General features: G+C 65.0%; 15 protein-coding genes. 8 read left to right on the top strand and 7 right to left on the bottom strand.

Annotated features, from left to right (window positions below; genetic code table 11):
- The first annotated feature begins 76 nt into the window (after positions 1-76).
- The 7 genes from urtE to ureC all read left to right on the top strand — a co-directional run bounded on the left by urtE (position 77) and on the right by ureC (position 5,199).
- Positions 77-775: an urea ABC transporter ATP-binding subunit UrtE gene (gene urtE, locus H7A76_RS05475; protein ID WP_068577069.1), complete on the top strand. Its 699-nt coding sequence runs from the start codon at positions 77-79 to the stop codon at positions 773-775.
- Positions 776-805: 30 nt separating this feature from the next.
- A complete protein-coding gene (locus H7A76_RS05470) occupies positions 806-1,645 on the top strand; it encodes an urease accessory protein UreD (protein WP_185697558.1) in 840 nt (279 codons plus the stop codon).
- A 43-nt stretch (positions 1,646-1,688) separates the two neighbouring features.
- A complete protein-coding gene (gene ureA, locus H7A76_RS05465) occupies positions 1,689-1,991 on the top strand; it encodes an urease subunit gamma (RefSeq protein WP_185697557.1) in 303 nt (100 codons plus the stop codon).
- A gap of 9 nt (positions 1,992-2,000) precedes the next feature.
- Complete coding sequence (locus H7A76_RS05460; protein WP_185697556.1) at positions 2,001-2,534, top strand: GNAT family N-acetyltransferase; 534 nt, start codon at positions 2,001-2,003, stop codon at positions 2,532-2,534.
- Positions 2,535-2,541: 7 nt separating this feature from the next.
- Entirely contained in the window at positions 2,542-3,075 is a 534-nt protein-coding gene (locus H7A76_RS05455) for an N-acetyltransferase (RefSeq protein WP_185697555.1), read from the top strand.
- A complete protein-coding gene (locus H7A76_RS05450; RefSeq protein ID WP_185697554.1) occupies positions 3,072-3,377 on the top strand; it encodes an urease subunit beta in 306 nt (101 codons plus the stop codon). The genes H7A76_RS05455 and H7A76_RS05450 overlap by 4 nt, the downstream gene beginning before the upstream one ends.
- A 121-nt stretch (positions 3,378-3,498) precedes the next feature.
- Complete coding sequence (gene ureC / locus H7A76_RS05445; protein ID WP_185697553.1) at positions 3,499-5,199, top strand: urease subunit alpha; 1,701 nt, start codon at positions 3,499-3,501, stop codon at positions 5,197-5,199.
- Between the two features lie 195 nt (positions 5,200-5,394).
- Here the strand turns inward: ureC and H7A76_RS05440 are convergent, their stop codons facing one another.
- The gene (locus H7A76_RS05440) at positions 5,395-5,700 is read right to left on the bottom strand and encodes a chaperone modulator CbpM (RefSeq protein ID WP_185697795.1); all 306 of its coding nucleotides are present in this window, start codon (positions 5,698-5,700) and stop codon (positions 5,395-5,397) included.
- Positions 5,701-5,720: 20 nt separating this feature from the next.
- Positions 5,721-6,659 (bottom strand): DnaJ C-terminal domain-containing protein, encoded by a 939-nt coding sequence (locus H7A76_RS05435; protein WP_185697552.1) that lies wholly within the window; start codon positions 6,657-6,659, stop codon positions 5,721-5,723.
- Between the two features lie 298 nt (positions 6,660-6,957).
- On the opposite strand from H7A76_RS05435, the gene H7A76_RS05430 reads away from it, so the two are divergent.
- Complete coding sequence (locus tag H7A76_RS05430; protein WP_185697551.1) at positions 6,958-8,223, top strand: Hsp70 family protein; 1,266 nt, start codon at positions 6,958-6,960, stop codon at positions 8,221-8,223.
- Positions 8,224-8,318: 95 nt separating this feature from the next.
- Here the strand turns inward: H7A76_RS05430 and H7A76_RS05425 are convergent, their stop codons facing one another.
- From H7A76_RS05425 to H7A76_RS05405, 5 genes are all read right to left on the bottom strand, one after another.
- A complete protein-coding gene (locus H7A76_RS05425; RefSeq protein ID WP_031320782.1) occupies positions 8,319-9,329 on the bottom strand; it encodes an AI-2E family transporter in 1,011 nt (336 codons plus the stop codon).
- A gap of 152 nt (positions 9,330-9,481) precedes the next feature.
- On the bottom strand, positions 9,482-9,937 hold the full coding sequence (locus H7A76_RS05420) for a hypothetical protein (RefSeq protein ID WP_260497911.1): 456 nt from the start codon (positions 9,935-9,937) through the stop codon (positions 9,482-9,484).
- A 2-nt stretch (positions 9,938-9,939) separates the two neighbouring features.
- A complete protein-coding gene (locus H7A76_RS05415) occupies positions 9,940-10,797 on the bottom strand; it encodes a hypothetical protein (protein ID WP_260497910.1) in 858 nt (285 codons plus the stop codon).
- A complete protein-coding gene (locus H7A76_RS05410) occupies positions 10,794-20,435 on the bottom strand; it encodes a hemagglutinin repeat-containing protein (RefSeq protein ID WP_185697550.1) in 9,642 nt (3,213 codons plus the stop codon). Before H7A76_RS05410 ends, H7A76_RS05415 begins: the two co-directional genes overlap by 4 nt.
- 35 nt (positions 20,436-20,470) lie before the next feature.
- Positions 20,471-22,174, bottom strand: a complete 1,704-nt coding sequence (locus tag H7A76_RS05405; protein ID WP_185697549.1) for a ShlB/FhaC/HecB family hemolysin secretion/activation protein — start codon at positions 22,172-22,174, stop codon at positions 20,471-20,473.
- Positions 22,175-22,308: the final 134 nt, after the last annotated feature.

Raw genomic sequence — 22,308 nt, 5'->3', positions numbered from 1 at the left:
GTCATCGTTAACGTCCATCGCGGGCAAGGACTGGGCGTCCCCCCATGCTCCTACAGTTTGTTTAAAGGAATTCGACATGCTGCAAGTCGACAAGCTTCACCAGTACTACGGCGGTAGCCACATCCTGCGGGGCCTTTCGTTCGAGGCCAGGGTCGGCGAAGTCACTTGCCTGCTCGGGCGCAACGGGGTGGGCAAGACCACCTTGCTCAAATGCCTGATGGGCCTGCTGCCGGCCAGGGACGGTGCGGTTACCTGGGAAGGCCGGGCCATTACCGGCGACAAGCCGCACCAGCGGGTCCATGCCGGCATCGCCTACGTGCCCCAGGGCCGGGAGATCTTCGCCCGCCTGAGTGTGGAGGAGAACCTGCTGATGGGCCTGTCACGCTTCGCCGCGCATGAGGCCCGGGAGGTGCCGGCCTTCATCTACGAACTGTTCCCGGTGCTGCAGCAGATGAAGCAACGCCGGGGCGGCGATCTTTCCGGCGGCCAGCAGCAACAACTGGCCATCGGCCGGGCCCTGGCCAGTCGCCCGCGCTTGCTGATCCTCGATGAACCCACCGAAGGCATCCAGCCCTCGGTGATCAAGGAGATCGGCGCGGTGATCCGCCAACTGGCGGCCCGGGGCGACATGGCGATCCTGCTGGTGGAGCAGTTCTACGATTTTGCCGCCGAACTGGCGGACCACTACCTGGTGATGTCCCGCGGGGAAATCATCCAGCAGGGCCGGGGTGAAAATATGCAGGCCGACGGTGTACGCGGCCTGGTTACGATCTAATCTGTAGCCTCCTAACAATATCGATTGCCCATGAACTCACCTGCCGCCCACGCCCTGTTCACCCCCAGCTGGCACGCCGAGCTGGAACTGGCCTATGCCTGCACCGGCAACGCCACGCGCCCGGTGCTGCGCCGCCACCAGGGCCCGCTGCGGGTGCAGAAGCACCTGTATGCCGAAGGCCCGCAGGTCTGCCAGCACATCATCGTCCACCCTCCGGGGGGCATTGCCGGTGGCGACCGCCTGGCCATCCGCACCCGGGTCGATAGCGGCGCCTGGGCCCAGTTGACCAGCCCCGGAGCGGCCAAGTGGTACCGCGCCGCCAGCCCCGCCAGCCAGCTCCTGGAACTTGCGGTGGCGCCAGGAGCGACCCTGGAATGGCTGCCCCAGGAAACCATCGTGTTCAGCGCCGCCCAGACCGAGCTGACGACCCGCATCGAACTGCATGGCGATGCCCGGCTGTGCTACTGGGACATCGTCGCCCTCGGACGCCCGGCCAGTGGCGAGCGCTTCGCCCAAGGGCACTTCCAGGCCCACCTGGAGATCCGTCGCGATGGCCGGCCGCTGTGGCATGAGCGCCAGCGCATCAGCGGCGGCGACGGCTTGCTCGACTCCCCGGTCGGCCTCGACGGCCAGCCGGTGTTCGCCACCTTGCTGGTCACCGGCGAGATCGATGCCCAACTACTGGAACGCTGCCGCGCGCTGGAACACCCGGTGCGCGGCGACCTGAGCCAGTTGCCGGGCCTGTTGCTGGCGCGCTGCCTGGCCAGCGAAGCCTTGCAGGCCCGGGCCTGGCTGATGGACCTGTGGCGCTTGTTGCGCCCGGCACTGCTGGGACGCGCCGCCGTACCACCAAGGATCTGGAACACATGAACCGCCCGTTTTCCTTCAACTGCCCGACCACGGACCGACCACGATGGACCTGACCCCACGCGAAAAAGACAAGCTGCTGATCTTCACTGCCGGCCTGGTGGCCGAACGACGCCTGGCCCGTGGCCTCAAGCTGAACTACCCGGAGGCCATGGCCTACATCTGCGCCGCCCTGCTCGAAGGCGCCCGTGACGGCCAGAGCGTGGCCGAGCTGATGCACTACGGCACCACCTTGCTCAGCCGCGAGCAGGTGATGGAGGGCATTGCGGAAATGATTCCGGAGGTCCAGGTAGAAGCCACTTTCGTCGATGGGACCAAGCTGGTCACCGTCCACCAGCCCATTGCCTGAGGAACGCCCATGACGTATCGGATCCGTGACGCGGTGCACGCCGACCTGCCGGCGATCCGCGATATCTACAACGACGCCGTGCTCAATACCACCGCGATCTGGAACGAGTCCCCGGTGGACCTGGATAACCGCCAGGCCTGGTTCAGCGCCCGCCAGGCCCAGGGTTATCCGGTGCTGGTGGTGGTCGACAGCGCAGGGCAGGTACTGGGCTACGCTTCCTTCGGTGACTGGCGGCCCTTCGATGGGTTTCGCCACAGCGTCGAGCATTCGGTCTACGTGCGCAGCGACCAGCGCGGCAACGGCCTGGGCCCGAAGTTGATGGAGGTGCTGCTCGAACGCGCCCGCGCCTGCCACAAGCACGTGGTGGTGGCCGCCATCGAAAGCGGCAATGGCGCCTCGATCCGCCTGCATCAACGCCTGGGCTTCATCACCACTGGGCAGATGCCCCAGGTGGGCACCAAGTTCGGACGCTGGCTGGACCTGACCTTCATGCAACTGATCCTCAACCCCGGGGCACAACCACCCGCCCCTCACAAGGAGTGACACTTCGATGAACGCCGGCCAATTGCGACGGGTCCATGGAGAAAGCTTTGCCCACTACCGCCAGGGCTTGATCGAACTGCTGTTCGACTCGGTCCGCCATGGCGCGTCCATCGGCTTCATGGCCGACCTCGACGACAGCCAGGCCCAGGCCTATGTCGCCGACGTGCAGGCCGGTGTCGAGGACGGCAGCCTGTTGCTGTGGGTGGTGGTCGATGAGGAAAAGGTCCTGGCCAGCGTGCAGCTGGCGCTGTGCATGAAGGCCAACGGACGCAACCGGGCCGAAGTGCAGAAGCTCCAGGTCTTGCATAGCGCCCGGCGCCGGGGCCTGGGCCAGCAGTTGATGAATGTCCTGGAACAGGCCGCGCGCCATCTCAAGCGTGGCCTGCTGTACCTGGATACCGAGGCCGGTTCGCCCGCCGAGGAGTTCTACCGTGCCCTGGGCTACACCCGGGTGGGCGAGCTGCCCAACTACTGCCAGGGCCCGGACGGCCGCCACAGCCCGACCGCCATCTACTTCAAGACCCTGGAGCAACCCCAGTGATCCCCGGCCAATACCAGCTCCTGCCCGGCGACATCGAACTCAACGCCGGGCGCCGCACCCTGACCCTGAATGTGGCCAACAGCGGCGACCGACCGATCCAGGTCGGCTCCCACTATCACTTCTTCGAAACCAACGACGCCCTGGTCTTCGACCGTGCCGCCAGCCGCGGCATGCGCCTGAACATCGCCGCCGGCACCGCGGTGCGCTTCGAACCGGGACAGACCCGCGAGGTGGAACTGGTGGAGCTGGGCGGCCAGCGCCGGGTGTTCGGTTTCGCCGGGCGGGTCATGGGCGATCTTTAAAGATCAGCTTCAAGCTGCGAGCCACAAGCTGCAAGAAAGAGCAGTGCGGCGGCTCTGGGCGGCTTTCTTTTACTTGTAGCTTGCAGCTTATGGCTTGCAGCTCTGTTCCGAGGAACGAGGAATGCGCATTTCCCGCGAGGCATATGCCGACATGTTCGGCCCAACGGTGGGCGACAAGGTCCGGCTGGCCGATACCGAGCTGTGGATCGAGGTAGAGAAGGACTTCACCACCTACGGTGAAGAGGTGAAGTTCGGCGGCGGCAAGGTGATCCGCGACGGCATGGGCCAGGGCCAGTTGCTGGCGGCCGAGGTGGTGGACACCCTGATCACCAACGCCCTGATCATCGACCACTGGGGCATCGTCAAGGCCGACGTCGGCCTGAAGGACGGGCGTATCGCCGCCATCGGCAAGGCCGGCAACCCGGATATCCAGCCCGACGTGACCATCGCCATCGGCGCCAGCACCGAGGTGATCGCCGGCGAAGGCATGCTGCTCACCGCTGGCGGTGTCGATACCCATATCCACTTCATCTGCCCGCAGCAGATCGAAGAAGCGCTGATGAGCGGCGTCACCACCATGATCGGCGGCGGCACGGGACCTGCCACCGGGACCAACGCCACCACTTGCACCCCGGGGCCCTGGCACATGGCGCGCATGCTCCAGGCCGCCGACGCCTTCCCCATGAACATCGGCTTCACCGGCAAGGGCAACGCCAGCCTGCCGGGACCGCTGGTGGAGCAGGTTCGGGCCGGGGCCATCGGCCTCAAGTTGCACGAAGACTGGGGCAGCACCCCGGCCAGCATCGACAACTGCCTGAGCGTGGCCGACGAATACGATGTGCAGGTGGCGATCCACACCGACACCCTGAACGAGTCGGGTTTCGTCGAGACCACCCTCGGTGCCTTCAAGGGCCGCACCATCCACACCTACCACACCGAAGGCGCCGGTGGCGGCCATGCGCCGGACATCATCAAGGCCTGCGGTTTTTCCAACGTGCTGCCCAGCTCCACCAACCCGACCCGGCCCTTCACCCGCAACACCATCGACGAACACCTGGACATGCTCATGGTCTGCCATCACCTGGACCCGAGCATCGCCGAGGACGTGGCCTTCGCCGAAAGCCGCATCCGTCGGGAAACCATCGCCGCCGAGGACATCCTCCACGACCTGGGGGCGTTCTCGATGATCAGCTCCGACAGCCAGGCCATGGGCAGGGTCGGCGAGGTGGTGACCCGCACCTGGCAGACCGCCGACAAGATGCTGCGCCAGCGCGGGCCATTGCCGGAAGACGGGCCGGGCAACAGCAATTTCCGGGTCAAGCGCTACATCGCCAAGTACACCATCAACCCGGCCATCACCCACGGCATCAGCCATGAGGTGGGTTCCATCGAAGTGGGCAAGTGGGCCGACCTGGTGCTGTGGCGCCCGGCGTTCTTCGGGGTCAAGCCGAGCCTGATCCTCAAGGGCGGGGCCATCGCCGCGAGCCTGATGGGCGATGCCAACGCTTCGATCCCGACACCCCAGCCGGTGCACTACCGGCCGATGTTCGCCAGCTTCGCCGGCAGCCGCCATGCCACCAGCCTGACCTTCATCAGCCAGGCGGCGCAGGACGCCGGGGTACCGGAGCGGTTGGGCTTGAAGAAGCGCATCGCCGTGGCCAAGGGTTGTCGCAGCGTGCGCAAGGGCGACCTGATCCACAACGACTACCTGCCGCAGATCGAGGTCGACCCACAGACCTACCAGGTCAAGGCCGATGGCGTGCTGCTGTGGTGCGAACCGGCGGATGTACTGCCCATGGCCCAGCGCTACTTCCTGTTCTAGCCCTGTAGCCGCTGTCGAGCACCAGCGAGGCTGCGCACGGACGCGCAGCGACCGCAAAAGCGGTGGGTTTACGAGGATCGGGATTGCACGCAGCCCCCGCAATGGCGCGGGATCGACAAGGACCGCGTCCTGGGTCGCAGCTTCGCTGGCGCTCAGCCGCGGCTACCACATTCGGCTGATAGGCCGGGGCGCCGGTCAATCCACCAGCAGGCGACCCAGGCGCTGGCGGAGCATGCGGTTTTCGGTGCGCAGTTGCCGCACTTCTTCGAGCAGGTCCAGCGCCAGGGCGACGCCTTCCCATTCCAGGTCCAGCTCGCGGTGCAACTTCGCCGCGCGCTTGGCCAGGGATAACTCATGATCGTTGAATCGCCACTCCTTGGGCGCACGGCCCTGAGGTTCGAGGATGCCGTGCTCGACGATTTCGATCACGTAGGCCGCCGGCAGGTCGGCCACTTCACAGAATTCTTCCATGTCCAGCTCAACGATCAGGGTGCTCATGATCAGCGCCTCCTAGTGTCGAATCAGAATTGTTCCCGTGGGTCGAACGCCGCCTTCTTCGCCAGTTCCTGCCACAAGGCCTTGACCTCGTCGCTGGTGTGCTTGGGCATCACCGCCTTGAGCTGCACGAACAGGTAGCCGCGCTGGCCGGCCTTGTTCAACAAGCCGTGGCCCTTGGCACGCATGCGCTGGCCGTTCTGGCTGCCGGCAGGCACCTTGAGGTTGATCTTGCCGGTCAGGGTCGGCACCGCCACCTCGGTCCCCAGCGCCAGTTCCCAGGGTGCCAGCGGCAGGGTGATGATCAGGTTCTCACCCTCGACATCGAACTTCGGATGGGGGGCGAAACGGATGGTCAGGTACAGGTCGCCATTGGCCCCGCCACCGACGCCCGGAGCCCCCTGGCCCTTGAGGCGGATACGCTCACCATCGGTGACCCCGGCCGGGATCTTCACGTTCAGGCTCTTGCTGGTGTTGCTCACATGCTGGCCGGACGCGTTGTATTGCGGCACCTGGAAACTGATCTTCTTGGACTCGGTCGACAGGGTTTCTTCGAGAAAGATCGGCAGTTCCATTTCCACATCCTGTCCGCGACGGCCGCTGCTGCGACGCTGTTCCGGGCCGCCGAATCCTGGCCCCCGGTTACCAAAGATCGAGCTGAAGAAGTCCGAGAAATCCCCACCGCCACCGCCGCCGAAGCCGCTACGGCTCTGCCAGCCCGGCGGCCCCTGGAACGGCTGGCCATGCTGGCCGTACTTGCGCAGGTCGTCGTACTCGGCGCGCTTATCGGCGCTCTTGAGCGCCTCGTAGGCTTCCGAGGCGTCCTTGAACTTGGCCTCGGCATCCTTTTCCTTACTGACGTCGGGGTGGTACTTGCGCGCCAGCTTGCGATAGGCGGCCTTGATCGCCTTGTCGTCCGCTGTCGGCTCCACGCCGAGAATCTTGTAATAGTCTTTGAAGTCCATCGAGGGAATCACCATCCGTTATCGAAGTCGCGCGGCGTGCAGCACAGCTGGCCCGGTCTGGCAGCATGAGAATCGACCTGTCTGATTCTCTGACTGAACGGCGCATCAGAAGTTTATCGGCAGCCGCCGGCGGATCTTGCGACCCCTTGTGGCTACCAGGCTCATGCCTGCAAGTTTGGGGGTCAAGGATAGTCTTTCAAGACGAACCCGGTGACGAATTAGCAGATATCCGGCCTTTGCAACGGCGGGCGACTGGCGTACGCTGCGCGGCCGTTTTTTTGACCGGAACTGGAAAGACATGAACAACGCCTCCCCGGCCCGCGGCTGCGGCATCGACTTCGGCACCTCCAACTCCACCGTCGGCTGGCTGCGCCCCGGGCAGGAGACGTTGATCGCCCTGGAGGACGACAAGATCACCCTGCCGTCGGTGGTGTTCTTCAATATCGAGGAACGGCGTCCGGTCTATGGCCGCCTGGCCCTGCACGAGTACCTGGAAGGCTACGAAGGCCGCCTGATGCGCTCGCTGAAAAGCCTGCTGGGCTCCAAGCTGATCAAGCACGACACCAGCGTGCTGGGCACGGCCATGCCGTTCAAGGATCTCCTGGGACTGTTCATCGGCCAGCTCAAGAGCCGCGCCGAAGCCACCGCCGGTCGGGAATTCACCGAAGTGGTGCTGGGGCGCCCGGTGTTCTTCGTCGATGACGATGCCGCCGCCGACCAGGAAGCCGAAGACACCCTGGTGGAAGTGGCGCGCAAGGTCGGCTTCAAGGAGGTGTCCTTCCAGTACGAACCCATTGCCGCGGCCTTCGACTACGAATCCAGTATCGAGCGCGAGGAACTGGTGCTGATCGTCGACATCGGCGGTGGTACCTCGGACTTCTCCCTGGTGCGCCTGTCCCCCGAGCGCCGTGGCGTCGACAACCGCCACGACGACATCCTCGCCACCGGCGGCGTGCATGTGGGTGGTACCGACTTCGACAAGCAACTGTCCCTGGCCGGGGTGATGCCGTTGTTCGGTTATGGCAGCCGGATGAAAAGCGGCGCCTACATGCCCACCAGCCACCACATGAACCTGGCGACCTGGCACACCATCAACTCGGTGTATTCGCAGAAGTCCCAGCTGGCCCTGGGCAGCATGCGCTACGACATCGAGGACACTGGCGGCATCGACCGGCTGTTCAAGCTGATCGAGCAACGTGCCGGCCATTGGCTGGCCATGGAAGTGGAAGAAACCAAGATCCAGCTGACCCACGCCGACCACCGCCTGGTGCCCCTGGACCGCATCGAGCGCGACCTGAGCGTCGACCTCACCCGGGCCCTGTTCGAGTCGTCCATCGACAACCTGCTGGAGCGCATCCGCGCCAGCGTCACCCAGCTGCTTGGCGAGGCCAATGTCAGCGTGGGCCAGGTCGACACGGTGTTCTTCACCGGTGGTTCCAGCGGCATTCCAGCCCTGCGCCAGAGCGTGGCGGCCATGCTGCCCAATGCCCGGCACGTGGAAGGCAACATTTTCGGCAGCATCGGCAGCGGCCTGGCCATCGAGGCCAAGAAGCGCTACGGGTAAAAGCAGCGGCAAGCTTCAAGCGGCAAGCCACAAGTAAGAGCAAGAGCGCAGTCGGCTTTAGCTTGCGGCTTGAAGCTGCAAGCTTGCCGCTGCTCTTAAACCAGGCCCGCCTGTTTCAATTCGCTTTTCAGGTAGGCGTAGTAGATCGGCCCCGCCACCACCCCCGGCAGGCCGAACGCTGCTTCGAACACCAGCATCGCCAACAGCAGCTCCCAGGACTTGGCGCTGATCTGCCCACCAACGATCCGTGCGTTGAGGAAGTATTCCAGCTTGTGGATCACGATCAGGTAGCCCAGGGCCGCCACCGCCACCCAGATCGACAGCGACAGGCCGACGATGGTGATCAGGGTGTTGGAGATCAGGTTGCCGATCACCGGCAGCAGCCCCAGCAGGAAGGTCAGGACGATCAGGGTCTTGGTCAGGGGCAGCTTGACCCCGAACATCGGCAGCACCAGGGCCAGGAAGATCCCGGTGAAGAAGGTGTTGAGCAGGGAAATCTTGATCTGCGCGAAGACGATGTTGCGAAACGCCTGGACCAACAGGTGCAGGCGGTCGAACAGGGCCGCCGCCAGGGGCTTGCGCTTGGTCAGGTCGGGAATGCGCTGCAAGGCGATGATCGCCCCCAGCACCATGCCGATCAGCAAGGTCACGAACATGTGCGCCGCGTCCTTGCCCACCAGTTGCAGCTCGCTCAGGTGCTTGCTGGCCCAGGCGCCGATGGCCGCCTGGAACTCGGCAGCGCTGGCCGGCAGGTAGGAATCGAGGAACGGCGGCAGCTGGCCCCGGGCCTTGTCCACCACCAGCATGAACTTGCCCAGCGACGCCCCGGGGTTCTCCGCTTCATGCAACAGGAAACTGATGGCCCCGGCGAACAGCAGGGTCAGCAGGCTGACCACCAGGGTGCCGAGCAGGGCCACCGCCAGCCAGCGCGCGCGCCGGCCCTCGATCAGGCGCTGCAGTTGCGGGGTGAGCATGTTCACCAGCTCGAACACCAGCAGCCCGGCCAGCAGGCTGGGCAGCAAGCGCAACGGCAGGGCCAGCAGCAAGCCGCCAAAGATGATGATCCAACTGATGAACAACAGGTGACGCTGTGAAAACGTTGGCATACAGCCTCAAGACAGACAGCGGGAAAAGACCCGCAGTCTGCCAGCCTTCACCCCGCAGGAATAGTGCCGGGCGCCCTGCGGGAGCCTGCGCGCAGCCTACCTGCGGACTGTGACAGCCGAGGTTCAGCCAGCCGTGGAAGACGTCCGGAGGGTCACTGGTAGCGGCTGATGAACCAGTACCTGAGGCCCGCTGCTTCGGCGCTGGCCTGCATCTGCCGGGACTGCTCCGGTTCGCCGACGAAGAGCAGCCAGACGCCGGGAAAACGCTGTTCGCTCAGCGCGCCAGCAACGATCGCCTGGTCCAGGGCCGGGTTGGCGCCGAAGATCACCACCCGGGCGTCGCCGCTGGCAGCAGCCTGGGCGAACAGCTCACGTACATTCATACGGTCCTGCCCGCCTCCCGCCGCGATCGTCACACGATCGGCCAGCAGGCCGTGGCTGTTGATCCGGGTAACCAGCAACGAAGGCGGCTGGCCGCTGGCCTGCCCCTGCCGGGACATCAGGCTCGCCACTTCGGCCAACACCGCTTCCTGGCTCTTTTGCGCCGGTTGCGAAGCACAACCCCCCATTGCCAGGAGCAACCCGGCGATCATCCAGTACTGACGCATGTTCATTTCCTTATGCCGTCCGATGGCGTCGGTGCCTTGAGGTCAGGCAAGGGCACGTCGTAGCCGCAGTAATGCAACTCGGTGAGGGTCAGGCGTTTATCCGGATAATCGCTGCCCCAGGGCAGCCCCTGGTCGTAGCGAGACTTCGCATGGGCGCAGATCTCCTGCAACTTGCGTTGCGATGCTGCCAGCACCGACTCCGGCAAGGGATTGATCTTCAAGCTGTGGAAAAATGGCAGGATGAAGGTCTGGTCCAGATCGTAGCCCTTGGCACCCAACGGCATGCGCTGCCCGGCATGCACATAGAAGGGTTGCTTGAGACCACTCTCGCCTTCCCAGCACCAGTACTTGACCTCATCCTCCTGTAGCCCCACCGCCTGGCCCTTCCACGACTCGTAGAATCGCAGGCACTGATATCCCCCACGGGTGACCCAGTCCACCTGATTGGGCTGGAACCCGCTCCCCGGTAACGCCAGCGCAGCCAGCTTGGCTTTGGCGAACACATCCTTGGGATACAGCAGTCCATCGCCCTTGCCACTTAGGAAGCTGTCGACTCCCATGTAAAGCGACCCCGCCGTGACCTGGACATTCCCATAGACGAAGGTGCCCGAGGTCCCGACGGACAGCGCATCATCACCTTTACGGTAAGTGAAACCGCTGCTGAGCGTTCCACACTCCGTATGCCGGAAAGGCTCCGGCAGATCGAAGGAATAACGCTGGGTCAGGGTGACGCGCTTCGCCCCTTCGGTACACAGCATCCGGGAATCGAGACGCTGGTTCTCGTAGACCAGGGACGGCTTGCCGCAACCACTCAACAGCAGCATCGACAAGCAGGCCCCCAGTACTTTGTTCAAACTCATAGGTTGTTGGTCTTGTTCGCAGGATCCGGAATGCGCCCATGGTTGCCATAGGCGTCGATCAACGTCGGCGTAATGTAGCGCGAGTTGCCCTTGAACTGGTCCTGCAAGGCATTGGGCTTGTCGCCACACAAGGCCTTGGATACGCACAGGTAGTTCGAGTGGGGGCTGGAGGCCTGGAACAACTGGGTACTGGTGGCCAAGGAGCCGAAGAACCGGGCCACAGGCTCGGAGGAGTGCACAGCGTTGAAGCCCAGGAGGTCCGAAACCGTATCGGTAACCGGCAACATCCCGAAGAAGGTCTTCGAATTAGGCCGGTTCACCTGGAAGAAAGCTCCATCCTCGATGTTGAAACCGGCATCCTTGGCTGCTTGGAAGAAGTCCGCCGAGGCGACCGGAGCTCCGGAAAGCTGAATGCTGCCGACCTTGCCATTGAGATTGAAGTCCACTCCCGAAATGGCCCGGTAGGTCAACAGCCCCCCTTGGCTGTGGCCGGTAATGTCGAGCTTGAACTTGTCATCGACACCGGCCTGGAAGAAGTCGTGCAACTGCTGGGCAGTGCCGGAACGCACCGTGCCTCCCAGAGCCACGTCCCACAACGACTCGACCAGGTCCCCGAGCAAACCGTGCTCCGGGTTGTAGGCCTGGGTGAAGGTGTCCGATCCGGTCTGCATCGAGCCGTTGACCAGCGCCGCCAGCAACGAGTTCTGGATGCCGTTGGTGAAGATCGCGCCATCGCCGGCAGGTCGCTCGATCTCCATCAGGTTCGGAACCTGGGTGATCATCGGCTTGCCATCGGCATCGATCTTGATGGTCTTGCCATCGGCCTCGTACTGGTACTGGCTCTTGACCTGGTAGAAACGCATGTCACCGGTGATCAGGGTCGGGACCTGGGTGATCAGGCCGCCGTGGTTCTCCACGCCAGGCATGACACCACCGGTATATTTACCGGCCTTGTCGAGCACGGTTTCCAACAACCCTGGCACCCAGGCCAGCGGCAGCAACGACGGGTTATCGGCCACGGCCTTGTCCGCCGCGGCGGTCAGGTTGCCGTATTGGGTGAAGGCATCGGAGGCATTCTTGCCATAGTTCTTCATCCCCTCCTTCCATTGATTCAGGGTCTGCAACGGATGGCTCACCGAATCCAGGGATGATTGCGAGACATACAGGTCGGTACGCTTCTCCTTGTCACGGGTGATTTCGTAGGCCCGGGACAGGTCGCGATTCAGGCCACTGGTGGAGTCCAGGCCGGTCTTGGCATCGTTGCGCACCACGATGCTGCCGGCGCCCACGGTGGCGCGTACCTCCTGCTCGCGGTCCTTGCGGTAGTCGTAGCCGCTGACGCTCCAGCCGGAACTGCCGGTCTTGCCCCGGCCTTCCTGGCTCTTGTCGGTGGTGAAGGCCACGTCCTTGCCGCCAGTGGCCTTGGCCCCGTCGCCAGCGCCCCAGCCGAAGGTGCCACCGGCATTCAGGTAGTAGCTGTGCTCCTTGTCTTGGCCTGCGATATCGCGAAAGCCCAGGGTGCCGGTGTCCAGCTTGAGCTTGCCGTTGTCGGCGGAGATCACCGAGCCGTCGAGCTGCGTGTGGTTCTCGGTACGGATATCCACGCCGTTCTGGCCAGTGATGCTGGTCTGTTCCTGCACCCAGTTGGTCTTGCCGGTGGTCTTGCCCAGGCCCAGGGAACCGCTGACGCTGCCACCGCCGCCCAGGCCGATGCTCACGGTGACGCTGGCATCCATTTCCTTGCCGCTGACCTTGCCGGTGTCCGGCACCGAGGAGACCGTCAGGTCGCCGCCGACCCGGCCGATGACTTCGCCTCCACGCAGGGTCGCGCCGGCGATGGTGGTGTCCTTGCCGCTGCTGAAGCGCAGTTGGTCGCCAGCCACCAGGTTGGCGTTCTGCTGGGCCTGGCCCTCGCGCTCCAGCTTGCCCTTGCCCATGTCGACGCTGGCATAGACCGAGATGAAGTCCTTGCCGCCCACGGCCAGGCCCACCTCGCCACCACCGCTGCGCCGCTTGGACTCGGCGCTGGAGTCGTTCTGCGCTGCGCGAATGGTCAGGTCCTTGCCGGCACTGAGGTCGATGTCGCGCCCGCTCTGCACCTGGGTGCCCACCAGGGTCAGGTTGTCCTTGGCCTCGAGACTGACGTCGCGCCCAGCCAGGAGCACCGATGGCGTGCTGGTGCCCTGGCTCATTTGCTCGCTCGCCGTGCCATGGCTGCCACCGATCCCGGCGCGAGCGCTACCGCCGCCACTCTGACCGTTGATACCGGTCTGGCTGCGGCTGTTCTTGCGCTCTTCAGCCACCGAACCACGGGCCACATCGACGGTGATATCACGTCCGGCCAGGGTGATGTCGCGCCCGGCATCGAAGTGCCCGCCGCGGATGCTGATGTCGTTGCCGGCCACCGCGCTGATATCGCGCCCGGCGCCCAGGCTGCTCGGGCTGTTGCCGTGGGTCTCCTGCCGCGAGCTGCTGGACTGGCTGGACGAGCCCAAATGGGTAGCCGTGGTGGGACCCGAGGTGAACTGGTTGATCGCATCCACGGTGCTCAGCACGCTGGACGCCTTGCTCACGTTGTCCTGGCCTTTGCCGGTGCCCTTGAGGGCGTCCATGGTATTGCCGAAGTTATGGCTGACATTGACCGTCAGGCCATTGCGCTCACGGCTTTTGCTGCGCTCCTCGATGAAGGTTTCCTTGCCGGCGTCGATGTTGATGTCATGCCCGGCCTGCAGGTTGAGGTCACGCTTGGCATCCACCCGCGAACCTTCCAGGGTCAGGTCGCGACCGGCCTTGATGGTCGCATCCTGTCCGGCCAGCAACTGGCTCGGCGCCACGGTTTCCTGGGCATCACGGGATTTTTTCTTGAGGGCCTCATTGCCCAGGAATGCAGTGACGCCATTGCGATCACTCTGCAGGCTCACGCCCGTGTGTTTCTCGGACTTCCAGTGGCTCTGGTCCTGGCTGTTGCTGCCGGCCAGGACATTGATGTCGCGCCCCGCACCGACGTTGAGGTTACGTTCGGCGGCCGCCGTGCTGCCGATCATGTTCACGTCCCGGGCCGCCTGCAGGGTGGTATCGCGCCCGGCGCTGACCACGCTGCCGACACTCTGGCTCTGCTGCTGCTCCTGCCCCGACTTCTTCGACGAGGCAATGGAGAGCAAGCCTCCGGAGGTGGAGAGGCCCACCTTGCTCTTGTACTTCTCGCTGTGGCTGCTGGACGTGTCGGCGGCGTCCATCAGGTTGATGTCGCCGCTCTTGTCGACCAGCCCGGCCCGCAGCTCGGCGTCGCGCTTGGCCTCTATCGAGCTGGCCGACAGGTTGACGTTGGTCCCGGCAATGATCACCGCGTCGTTGCCGGCGCTGAGCTCGCTGCCCACCTGAGTGGTGCTGCTGGAATTGCGACTGTTGCCGCTCTTGCTCAAACCGAAGCTGCCTTTCTTCTTCTGGCTGTAGGAGCTGTCCTGCTGCTCCTGGGCCGAAACCAGGCTGACATCGTGGGTGGCGCCCACCAGCAGGTCGTTGCCGGACTTGAGCTGGCTGCCGACCACGGTCACGTCGCGGCCGCCGTTGAGGCTGATGCGGCCGTCCTTGTCCTGGCTGACGTTGACCATCAGGTCGTGCCCGGCGCTGATCTCGGAGGCCACGTTGGTGGTCGAGGAGTCGGCGCTGCGCGTGGTCTTGCTCTTGCCCCAGGAGCCTTTCTTCTTCTGGTAGAAGGTCGAGGACTGCTCGTCCTGGGCCGAGGCGATGACCATGTCGCGCTTGGCATTGAGCGACAGGTCATGGCCGGCATCGACCTTGCTCGCCACCACCGCCAGATCGCGTCCAGCCTCCAGCTGCAGGTTGCCGCCGGCACTGACGCTGGAACCCAGGGTCTGCACCGTGTCCTTGGTCACCAGGCCGCGACGGATGGCGCTCTGGGTGAAGGTATGGTCCTGCACCGCCAGCAGGTCGATGTCACGCCCGGCGCTGAGCTTGGCATCGCCGGCGCTGGCGATCTGGCCCTTGTTGGTCAGGTCGCGGCCGGCGCTGAGGTCGAGCGTCTGCCGCGCGCTGATCTGGCTGCCCTGGTCGAGGATGGTCCGGCTGCCGGAGCCATAGCCCACGGCCACCGCCGTACGATCGTTGAGGATGTCGCCCTTGATGGCGCTGACGCTGACCTGGTTGCCGCGGATCTCGCCGGCCAGGGCGTTGCGCACGCTGTCCTGGGCCATCAGGCTGACGCGCTCGTTGGCTTCGATCAGGCCGCCCTGGTAGAGGCTGCCCCCGGCGTTCACGTTCAGGTCGTTGCTGGCGCGCAGGGTACCGACGTTGCTCAGGTCGCCCCCGGCGATCAGGTGCATGTCGCGCCCCTGTACCAGGCTGCCGCCGCGCAGGTTGCGACTTTCCGCCTGGGCCAGGTACAGCACCGGCACCAGCACTTTCTCACCCTGCACTTCGCGGGTTTCCATCCACACGATGTCGTGGGTCAGCGAAGCCACCTGGGCCGGAGTCAGGGACACACCGACACTGAGCTTGAGCTGGTCCCTGGAAGCGATGGCGTTGTCCATCAGGTAGCGATACTGGTCGTAGTCGCTGGTCAATCCGGCCGCCAGGAAGCGTTGCCCGGTCTGGGCCAGCACCGCGTCGCGGATCATCCGGGTCTCATAGAGCCCGTCGCCCAGGCGGCGCCAGGTCTTATCGTCGTTGTAGTTCAGGTGGCCGAGCATGTAGTCCGAACTCATGAAGCGTGAGAGGTCGGTAAAGGTCGGATTGGTTTCGATCAGGTAGCGGCCTTGCGGGTTCTGGCTCTTGACGAACAGGCCGTACTCTCCCTGGGGCACGCGGAAGCTGGAGAGCGATGTCGGGTCCACGGCGGCGAAAGGCACGCCGGCGAAGTCCACCGGAACGAAGCTGACCTGGGTCGTGCCATCGGCGGCGACCCGCTCGACTCGCTGCACGTCCTTGGCCACCTGGTTGGCGGCGGCGGAGCTCTGCGCGTTGACCGTGATCACCTGGCCGCCCACCTGGGACAGGCTGTTCTGCAGTGTCTGGCCGGTGAGCTGGGCCCGGGTCTGCTGGCTCAGTACACCATTCTCCAGGTTGCCGCTGACGTTCAGGTCCAGGCGCTGCCCGGCCTGCAGGGTAGCGGCGTAGGCGGTCTGGGTACCCGGGCGGACCACGGTATGGGGCTCCAGTTGCGGATACCGGGTCACCACCGTCGGCAGCGGGTCTTGCTGGCCCGGTGCACGATCGCGGTTAGCGGCATTCCAGGCGTTGGTGGCACGCTCGGCGGCGCGGAACGCCCCCTTGCTCACACTCTTCAGGTAGTAGCTGATGCTCTCGACCCGCTCGTCCAGGGTCAGGCCCCGGTTGTAGAAGTTGGTGGCCGTGACCGAGGCGTTGCGGTTGGCGGCGATCAGGCTCTGCTGGTTCTCCACCGTGTCGGCACTGATGGTCAGGTCACGGTTGGACACCAGCCGGGCCGCGGCCGCATGGTCGCCCATCACGTCCTGGTAGGTGGTGTTGACGATGTAGGTGGCGGTGTGATGACGGCCGGAGCAGTCGGTGCAGTTGATCTCGATAAAGCGCTTGCTGATGCTCTGGCTGGTCTTGTACCAGTCCATGGCGTTCTCCAGGGTCGCCATGTCGAGGTGCATGTCGCCTTCGCTCTCGATGGTCCCGGAGCGGTTGCTCAGCAAGCTGGCGCGGCCACCGTCGCGGGCGGCGAAACTGAGGTTGCCGACGCTGTAGATGTCGCCGTAGCTGTTGTTCAGGCTGTTGCCCCGCAGGAGCATGTCGGTGCCGCTGTAGATCAGGCTATCGGCGCCGTTGCCGATGCCATTGCCGGAGCGCAGTTGCACCTGGCCCAGAGCGCCGAGGGTGCCACGGTTGTTGATCTGCGCCGCCGAGGCGTAGAGATTCTGGCTGGCGATCAGCCGGCCGAGGTTGTCCAGCGTGCCACGCAGGTTCAGCTCGGTATCGCCGCCACTGGCGATGCGCCCGCCATTCTGGTTCAGGTCGCCGGCGCCGATGGTCAGCTTGCCTTTGGAAGACAACAGGCCGCTGTTGTTCAGGTTGCCGGCCAGGTCCAGGGTCAGGTAGCCATCGCTGGCCAGTTCGCCAGCGTTGTTCAGCGTCGCGGCGCCCAGGCGCAGGCCACTGGCACTGGCGATGCGGTCACCGGCATTGAGTGTGAGATCGCCGCCGGTGCTCAGGTCCAGCGCACCGTTGAGCTGCATCAGCCCACTACGATCCACGGTACCGATATCCCAGTCTCCATGGCCCAGGCCAGTGATGCGCCCCTGGGCGCCGGACAGCGAACCCAGGTCGAGCTTGAACAGGCCGGTACCGGCATGTTCGACAGCACCACCGATGTTGCTCAATTGCCCGGCACTCAGTGCCAGGGCGCTGGAACCCAGGGCCAGGCTGCCGCCCTGGTTGTTCAAGACGCCGCCCAGGGTGATCCGGCTCTGCTCGCCAGCCAGGGCCCGGACGCGACCGCCGGCGCTGTTGTCGAGGTTGCCGCCCACCAGTAGCAGGGAACCGGCCGACTCCACCAAGCCGCCCTGGTTGTAGAGGTTGGCCGCAGCGTTCAGCTCGAGCTGCTGCGCACTGATCTGGCCACCCAGGCGGTTGTCGATAACCTGCCCGGTGCTTTTGAGCAGGCCATTGGCGTAGAGCTTGCCCGCCTGGTTGGTCAGGCGGTCCACCACCAGCTTGAGGGTGCCGGCCTGGCTGCTGATCAATCCGGCCTTGCCGTCCAGGGCGCTGTTGTCCAGGGTTCCGGCAGTCACGCCCAGGGACGCGCCTTGTACGGTGCCACCCTGGTTGTCGAGGGTGCCCTGGCCCAGGGCGATCTCGCCATGACCGTCCTTGGCCAGGACCAGGCCCTGGCTGTTCTTCAGACGACCACCCACCAGGCTCAAGCCGTCGGCACCGGCCAGCAGTTGCCCCTGGCGGTTGTCCAGGGTCGTGCCCTGGACCTCGAGGCGCTTGCCCTTGAGGGTGCCACCCTGGTTGTCCAGCAGCGCCAGCTGGCTGGCGCGCAGCTTCTGCTCGGCGGCCTCGATGGTGCCGCCGCGGTTGTCCAGCACGCCGTTGTTCAGGTCCAACTCCACGGCACCGGCCTTGGCCACCACCGCGCCCTTGGCGCTGTTGTCCAGGCCTGCGGCGTCGATCCCGACACTGTTACCCAGCAGCACCCCGCCGGCGTTGTTCAACTGGCCACCGCTCAGTTGCAGATGACCGTCGCTTTGCAGGCGGCCCTGGCTGTTGAACAACTGGCCCTGGGTCGCGCCGTCGGCCTCTAGGGTCAGTTTCAAGCCATCGTTGCCCGCCGCCAGCAGGCCGGCTTCGCGGTTGTCCAGGCGCTGGGCGCCAATGGCCAGGCGATCCCCCACCAACTGCCCGCCACGGTTATCCAGCAAGCCATGGCTGCTGACCTGCACCTGGTTGCCCACCACCACGCCACCTCGGTTGGCCAACCCACCCGTCTTGAGCTGCACGTCGCCATGCTTGGCCTGCAGATGGCCCAGGGCGTTGTTCAGGTGCTGGGTGACGGTCAGCGTCAGCTTGCCAGCCTCGGCGCTCACCACCCCGCCCTGGTTCTGGCTGAGGCTGTCGAGGGTGGCCTCCACCGCGTTGCCGATGACCTGGCCCTGGTCGTTCGCCAAGTCCCTGGCCACCAGCAGCAGGTGCTCCTTGCCTTGCAGCAGGCCGCCCTGGTTATCGACATCGGCGACCCGCAGCTCCAGGTTGCCGGCATCCACGGTGCCGCCCTGGTTGTCGAGCTTGCCGGCACTGCCGAGGATCAGTTGCGGGGCGTGCAGGGTCCCGTTGTGGTTGTCGACGCTGGCGGCCTTGAGGTCCAGCCGCGAGGTGGCCTGGAGCTTGCCGCTGGCGTTGAGCAGATCCTGCTCGAGTTCCAGGTGCAAAGCGCCCTGCTCGGCGCTGACCAGGCCGTCATGGCTGTTGTCCAGGCGCTTGCCGGCCACCGTGACCTGGTCGGCGAGCAGCTTGCCACCCTGGTTGAGTACTTCGCCGCCCGAGGTCTTGAGCAGGGTCTGGGCCTGGAGCCGGCCGGCATTGTTGTTGAGCTGCTCGGCAATGACGAAGGTCGCTGCGGCCTGGCTGGCACCGATCAGGCCCTGCCGGTTATCCAGCCGGTCGGCGCCGATGTGCAGCGTGTCGGCGATCACCGAGCCCTTCTGGTTGCTCACCTCGCGGGCCTTGACGGTCAACCCCGCGGCGGCCACCTCCAGGCGCCCGCCATCGTTGTTCAAGCTATCGAGCGCCAGGTCCACGGCTTGCCGGTCGCCGAAGCGGATCAGGCCGCCCAGGTTGGCGATGGCCGGGGTATTGAGCACCAATTCGCCCTGGGCCAGCAGCCGCGCCTGTTCACCCTGGTTGAGAACTCGTGCGGCGTTGACCCGCACCTTGGGCCCCTGGATCACCCCGCCCTGGTTGTTCAGGACCTGGCGTGCCGTGAGGTCGAGATTGCGACTGGCCAGGACATCGCCACGGTTCTCCAGGTAGCCGGCGACCAGCTTGACCTCGCCGTGGTCGTTGCGGCTGTTGTCGGCATTGACCCCGGCCTCGATGATGCCGTGGTTGACCACCTGCGCGGCGTCCACCACCTGGACCCGGTCACGGGCCGCCAGGCTGGTGCGTACCTGGACCTGCTCGCTGGCCTCCAGGGTCGCCTCGGTACCGGCATAGGCCTTGCCCTTGAGATCGATGTCCCGGGCCTTCACGGCGATGGCCTGGTTGGCGCTGATACCCGCTACCGTGACCTTGCCATTGGCGTCGATCTGGATATCGCCGGTGCTGGCGGCCATGTCCCCGGACATGTTCACCCCCACGCCCCGTTCGGTACCCACCAGGCGGATGGCCCCGGCATACATCCCACCCAGCGCCGAGCTGTCGATGGCCAGCTCCGGCTTGGCCTCGGCCTCGCCGTCGCGGGCCGTGACGCTCAGGTCGTCGGCCTTGACGTCGTTGCGCCCGGTGATGACGTTGAGCTTCTTGGCGTAGAGGTTGGCATTGAGCTTGGTGCTGCGGGTGATCAGGTCGAACTGGTCGATATTGCTGGCATTGAGCCCGGCGCCCTCGATGCTGATATCGCCACCCTCGACCTGGAACCGGTCGAGCCGCTGGCCTTCGATCACCGGCTTGCCGGTGGTCAGGGTCGCCCTCGGGGTGTTGATGAAGCCGCAACCGTTGCAGGTGATGCCATGGGGGTTGGCGACGATGACCCGGGCGGACTGCCCGGCCACCTCGGTGTAGCCGGCCAGCTTGCTGCGGTTGCTGCCGGTGACTTCGTTGAGGATGACCTGCGCCGCCTGGCCCTTGAGGTTGGGGTTGCCGAGGATGTAGCCACCCAATTGGGTGCTCTGGGTCGCATTGGTGGCGTTGTTGAGGATCAGGCCGTTACTGCCGACGTTGTATTCGCTGAACTTGTTATGGGACAAGCCGCTGCCATTGGCCCCGTTGATATTGACGATGGGCACGCCGTTACCCGCCGCGCCGATGGTCGCATTGCCACCGGCCGCCGGGTCCAGGGCCAGCTCGGCGGCGACGCTGATGATCGGGTTGAGGAACAGGATCCCCGACAGCGACAAGGCAATGCATTGGGCAAAAGGCTTGCGTACGTCCATGTACAAATCATCCATCCACTAACGGTTGAGCAGAGTCAGAAGAACAGGTCTACCCGGAAGTACACCGGGTGTTCTCGCCTCTCGATAATTGCCGGTCGCTCCAGGGAGCGGGCGAAACTGAGCGATGCCGCCAGGTACTGGCCGCGGGCATTGAGCTCGATGGCGTTGCCACTCAGGCGCCCCTTGGCGTCGCGGTTGTAGCGATCGCCCTTGATCGCCCCGACGTCGTAGGCGAAGGCCAGGCCGTACTCCTGGACGAAGGGTTGCAGCGCCTGCCAGGTCACCGCCCGGCGCCAGCGCAGTTGGTTGCGCCAGTAGCCACCGCTGTTGCCGGAGAGGGTCTGGTCCTGGAAGCCACGCACCGAGTTGAGGCCGCCGAGGCTGATGCGCTGGGGGCTGAAGAGCGGGTCTTCGCTACGCTGCCCGGTGGCCATGCTGTCGAAGCTGAAGTTCTCGTCCCACAGGCGAAAGGGCTGCAGGTAGCTCAGGGTCAGGCTGTACTTGTTGTAGCGCGCCACCGGCTCGCTGCCGCGGGGATGCCCGCTGGCCTGGGCGTCGAGGGCGCCGATGCCCTGCTGCCAGCCGATGTCGGCGTTGACCAGGGCGTTGCCGATGCGCCGCCCGTGGTTGAAGCCCAGTTGGCTTTCGGTGATGCGGTTGCTGGAGACATCGATCAGGTTGTCGTCGATGTAGTTGCGGGTCCGCAGGTGGCTGATCCCCAGGTTCATGCCGGTCTTGCTGAGGTTGTCCCGGTGCAGCACGCGCTCGGCCCGCAACTGCTGGTTCTTGCTCAGGCCGTCCATGGAGAAATTGAAGCCGGTGGCGTCGTTGCGAGTGCGGTAGTAGCTCTGGCTATAGGAGTAGCTGAAGGTCCACCAACCCCAGGGCAGGCTGTAGAACAGGCTCTGGTTGTCGGAATGGCGCCAGCGGTCGCTGACCGCGTCCTGGTTGGCCCGCAGGCTCAACTGGTCCGCCAGCCCGAGGGGGCTGTCCCAATCCAGGCCGAGGCCCATCTGTTGTTCGCCGGTGCTCTTGTCACCGTTGTTGTTGCGCGTCGCCGATAGCCGCCAGGGCTTGAGGCGCTCGCCCTTGAGCCCCACCCGGCTATCGCCGAGCTGCGCGCCGGGGGCCAGTTCCAGTTCGACCTGGCGCGACGGCAGGCGGCTCAGTTGATCCACCAGTTGCTCCAGCTCCCGCAGGTTCAGCACCTCGCCGGTGGAGCCGGGAAAGGCCATGGCCAGCTCCCGGGAACTGGCCAGGGCAGAACTGTCCAGGCTCTCCAGGCGCCCTTCGACCACCACGATCGTCAGTTGCCCGGCCCCCAGCTCCTGGGCCGGCAGGTAGGCCCGGGTGGTGACATAACCCAGTTGCAGGTAGTGGTGGGTGATGGCCTTGAGCAAAGTGTTGATCTGCGCGACCGACAGGCACTGATCGCGATAGGGGGCGATCAGGCGCTCCTGGTCGGCGGCGCTCAGGTGTTCGGCCCCCTTGAGGACCACGGTCCTGATGGTGAAGCAGCGCTGTTCGCCAGGCTGGGGAGCCGGTTCGGCGGGCAAGGTCTTGCCAGGCAGTTGCTGGAGTTCATCGAGGCGTCGTTGCTGCTCCTGCAGCAATTGCTGCTGGCGATCGCGAATCAGGTCGCGGTCGCCCGGCGTCTGGAAAGGCTCGGCGCAAACGACAAAAGAACCAGATAGAGCACAAAACGCTACAACAGGCTTCAACCAGCCAAAACGTGGCATGCCGTCATTCCCTTGAAACGGACACTGGGGAAGGTCCGTACGGCGCATCCAGGCGCCTGTTTTTGAAGGGCATGAATTCTAAATGTAAATCGGGCAACCCCCTAAAAAACCGACGAACGGTCAATATTTAGCTA

It is taken from the genome of Pseudomonas sp. MSSRFD41 (assembly GCF_014230245.1).
In the GTDB taxonomy this organism is placed as follows: Bacteria; Pseudomonadota; Gammaproteobacteria; order Pseudomonadales; family Pseudomonadaceae; genus Aquipseudomonas; species Aquipseudomonas piscis.
This window is presented reverse-complemented; position numbering and strand designations above follow the sequence as displayed.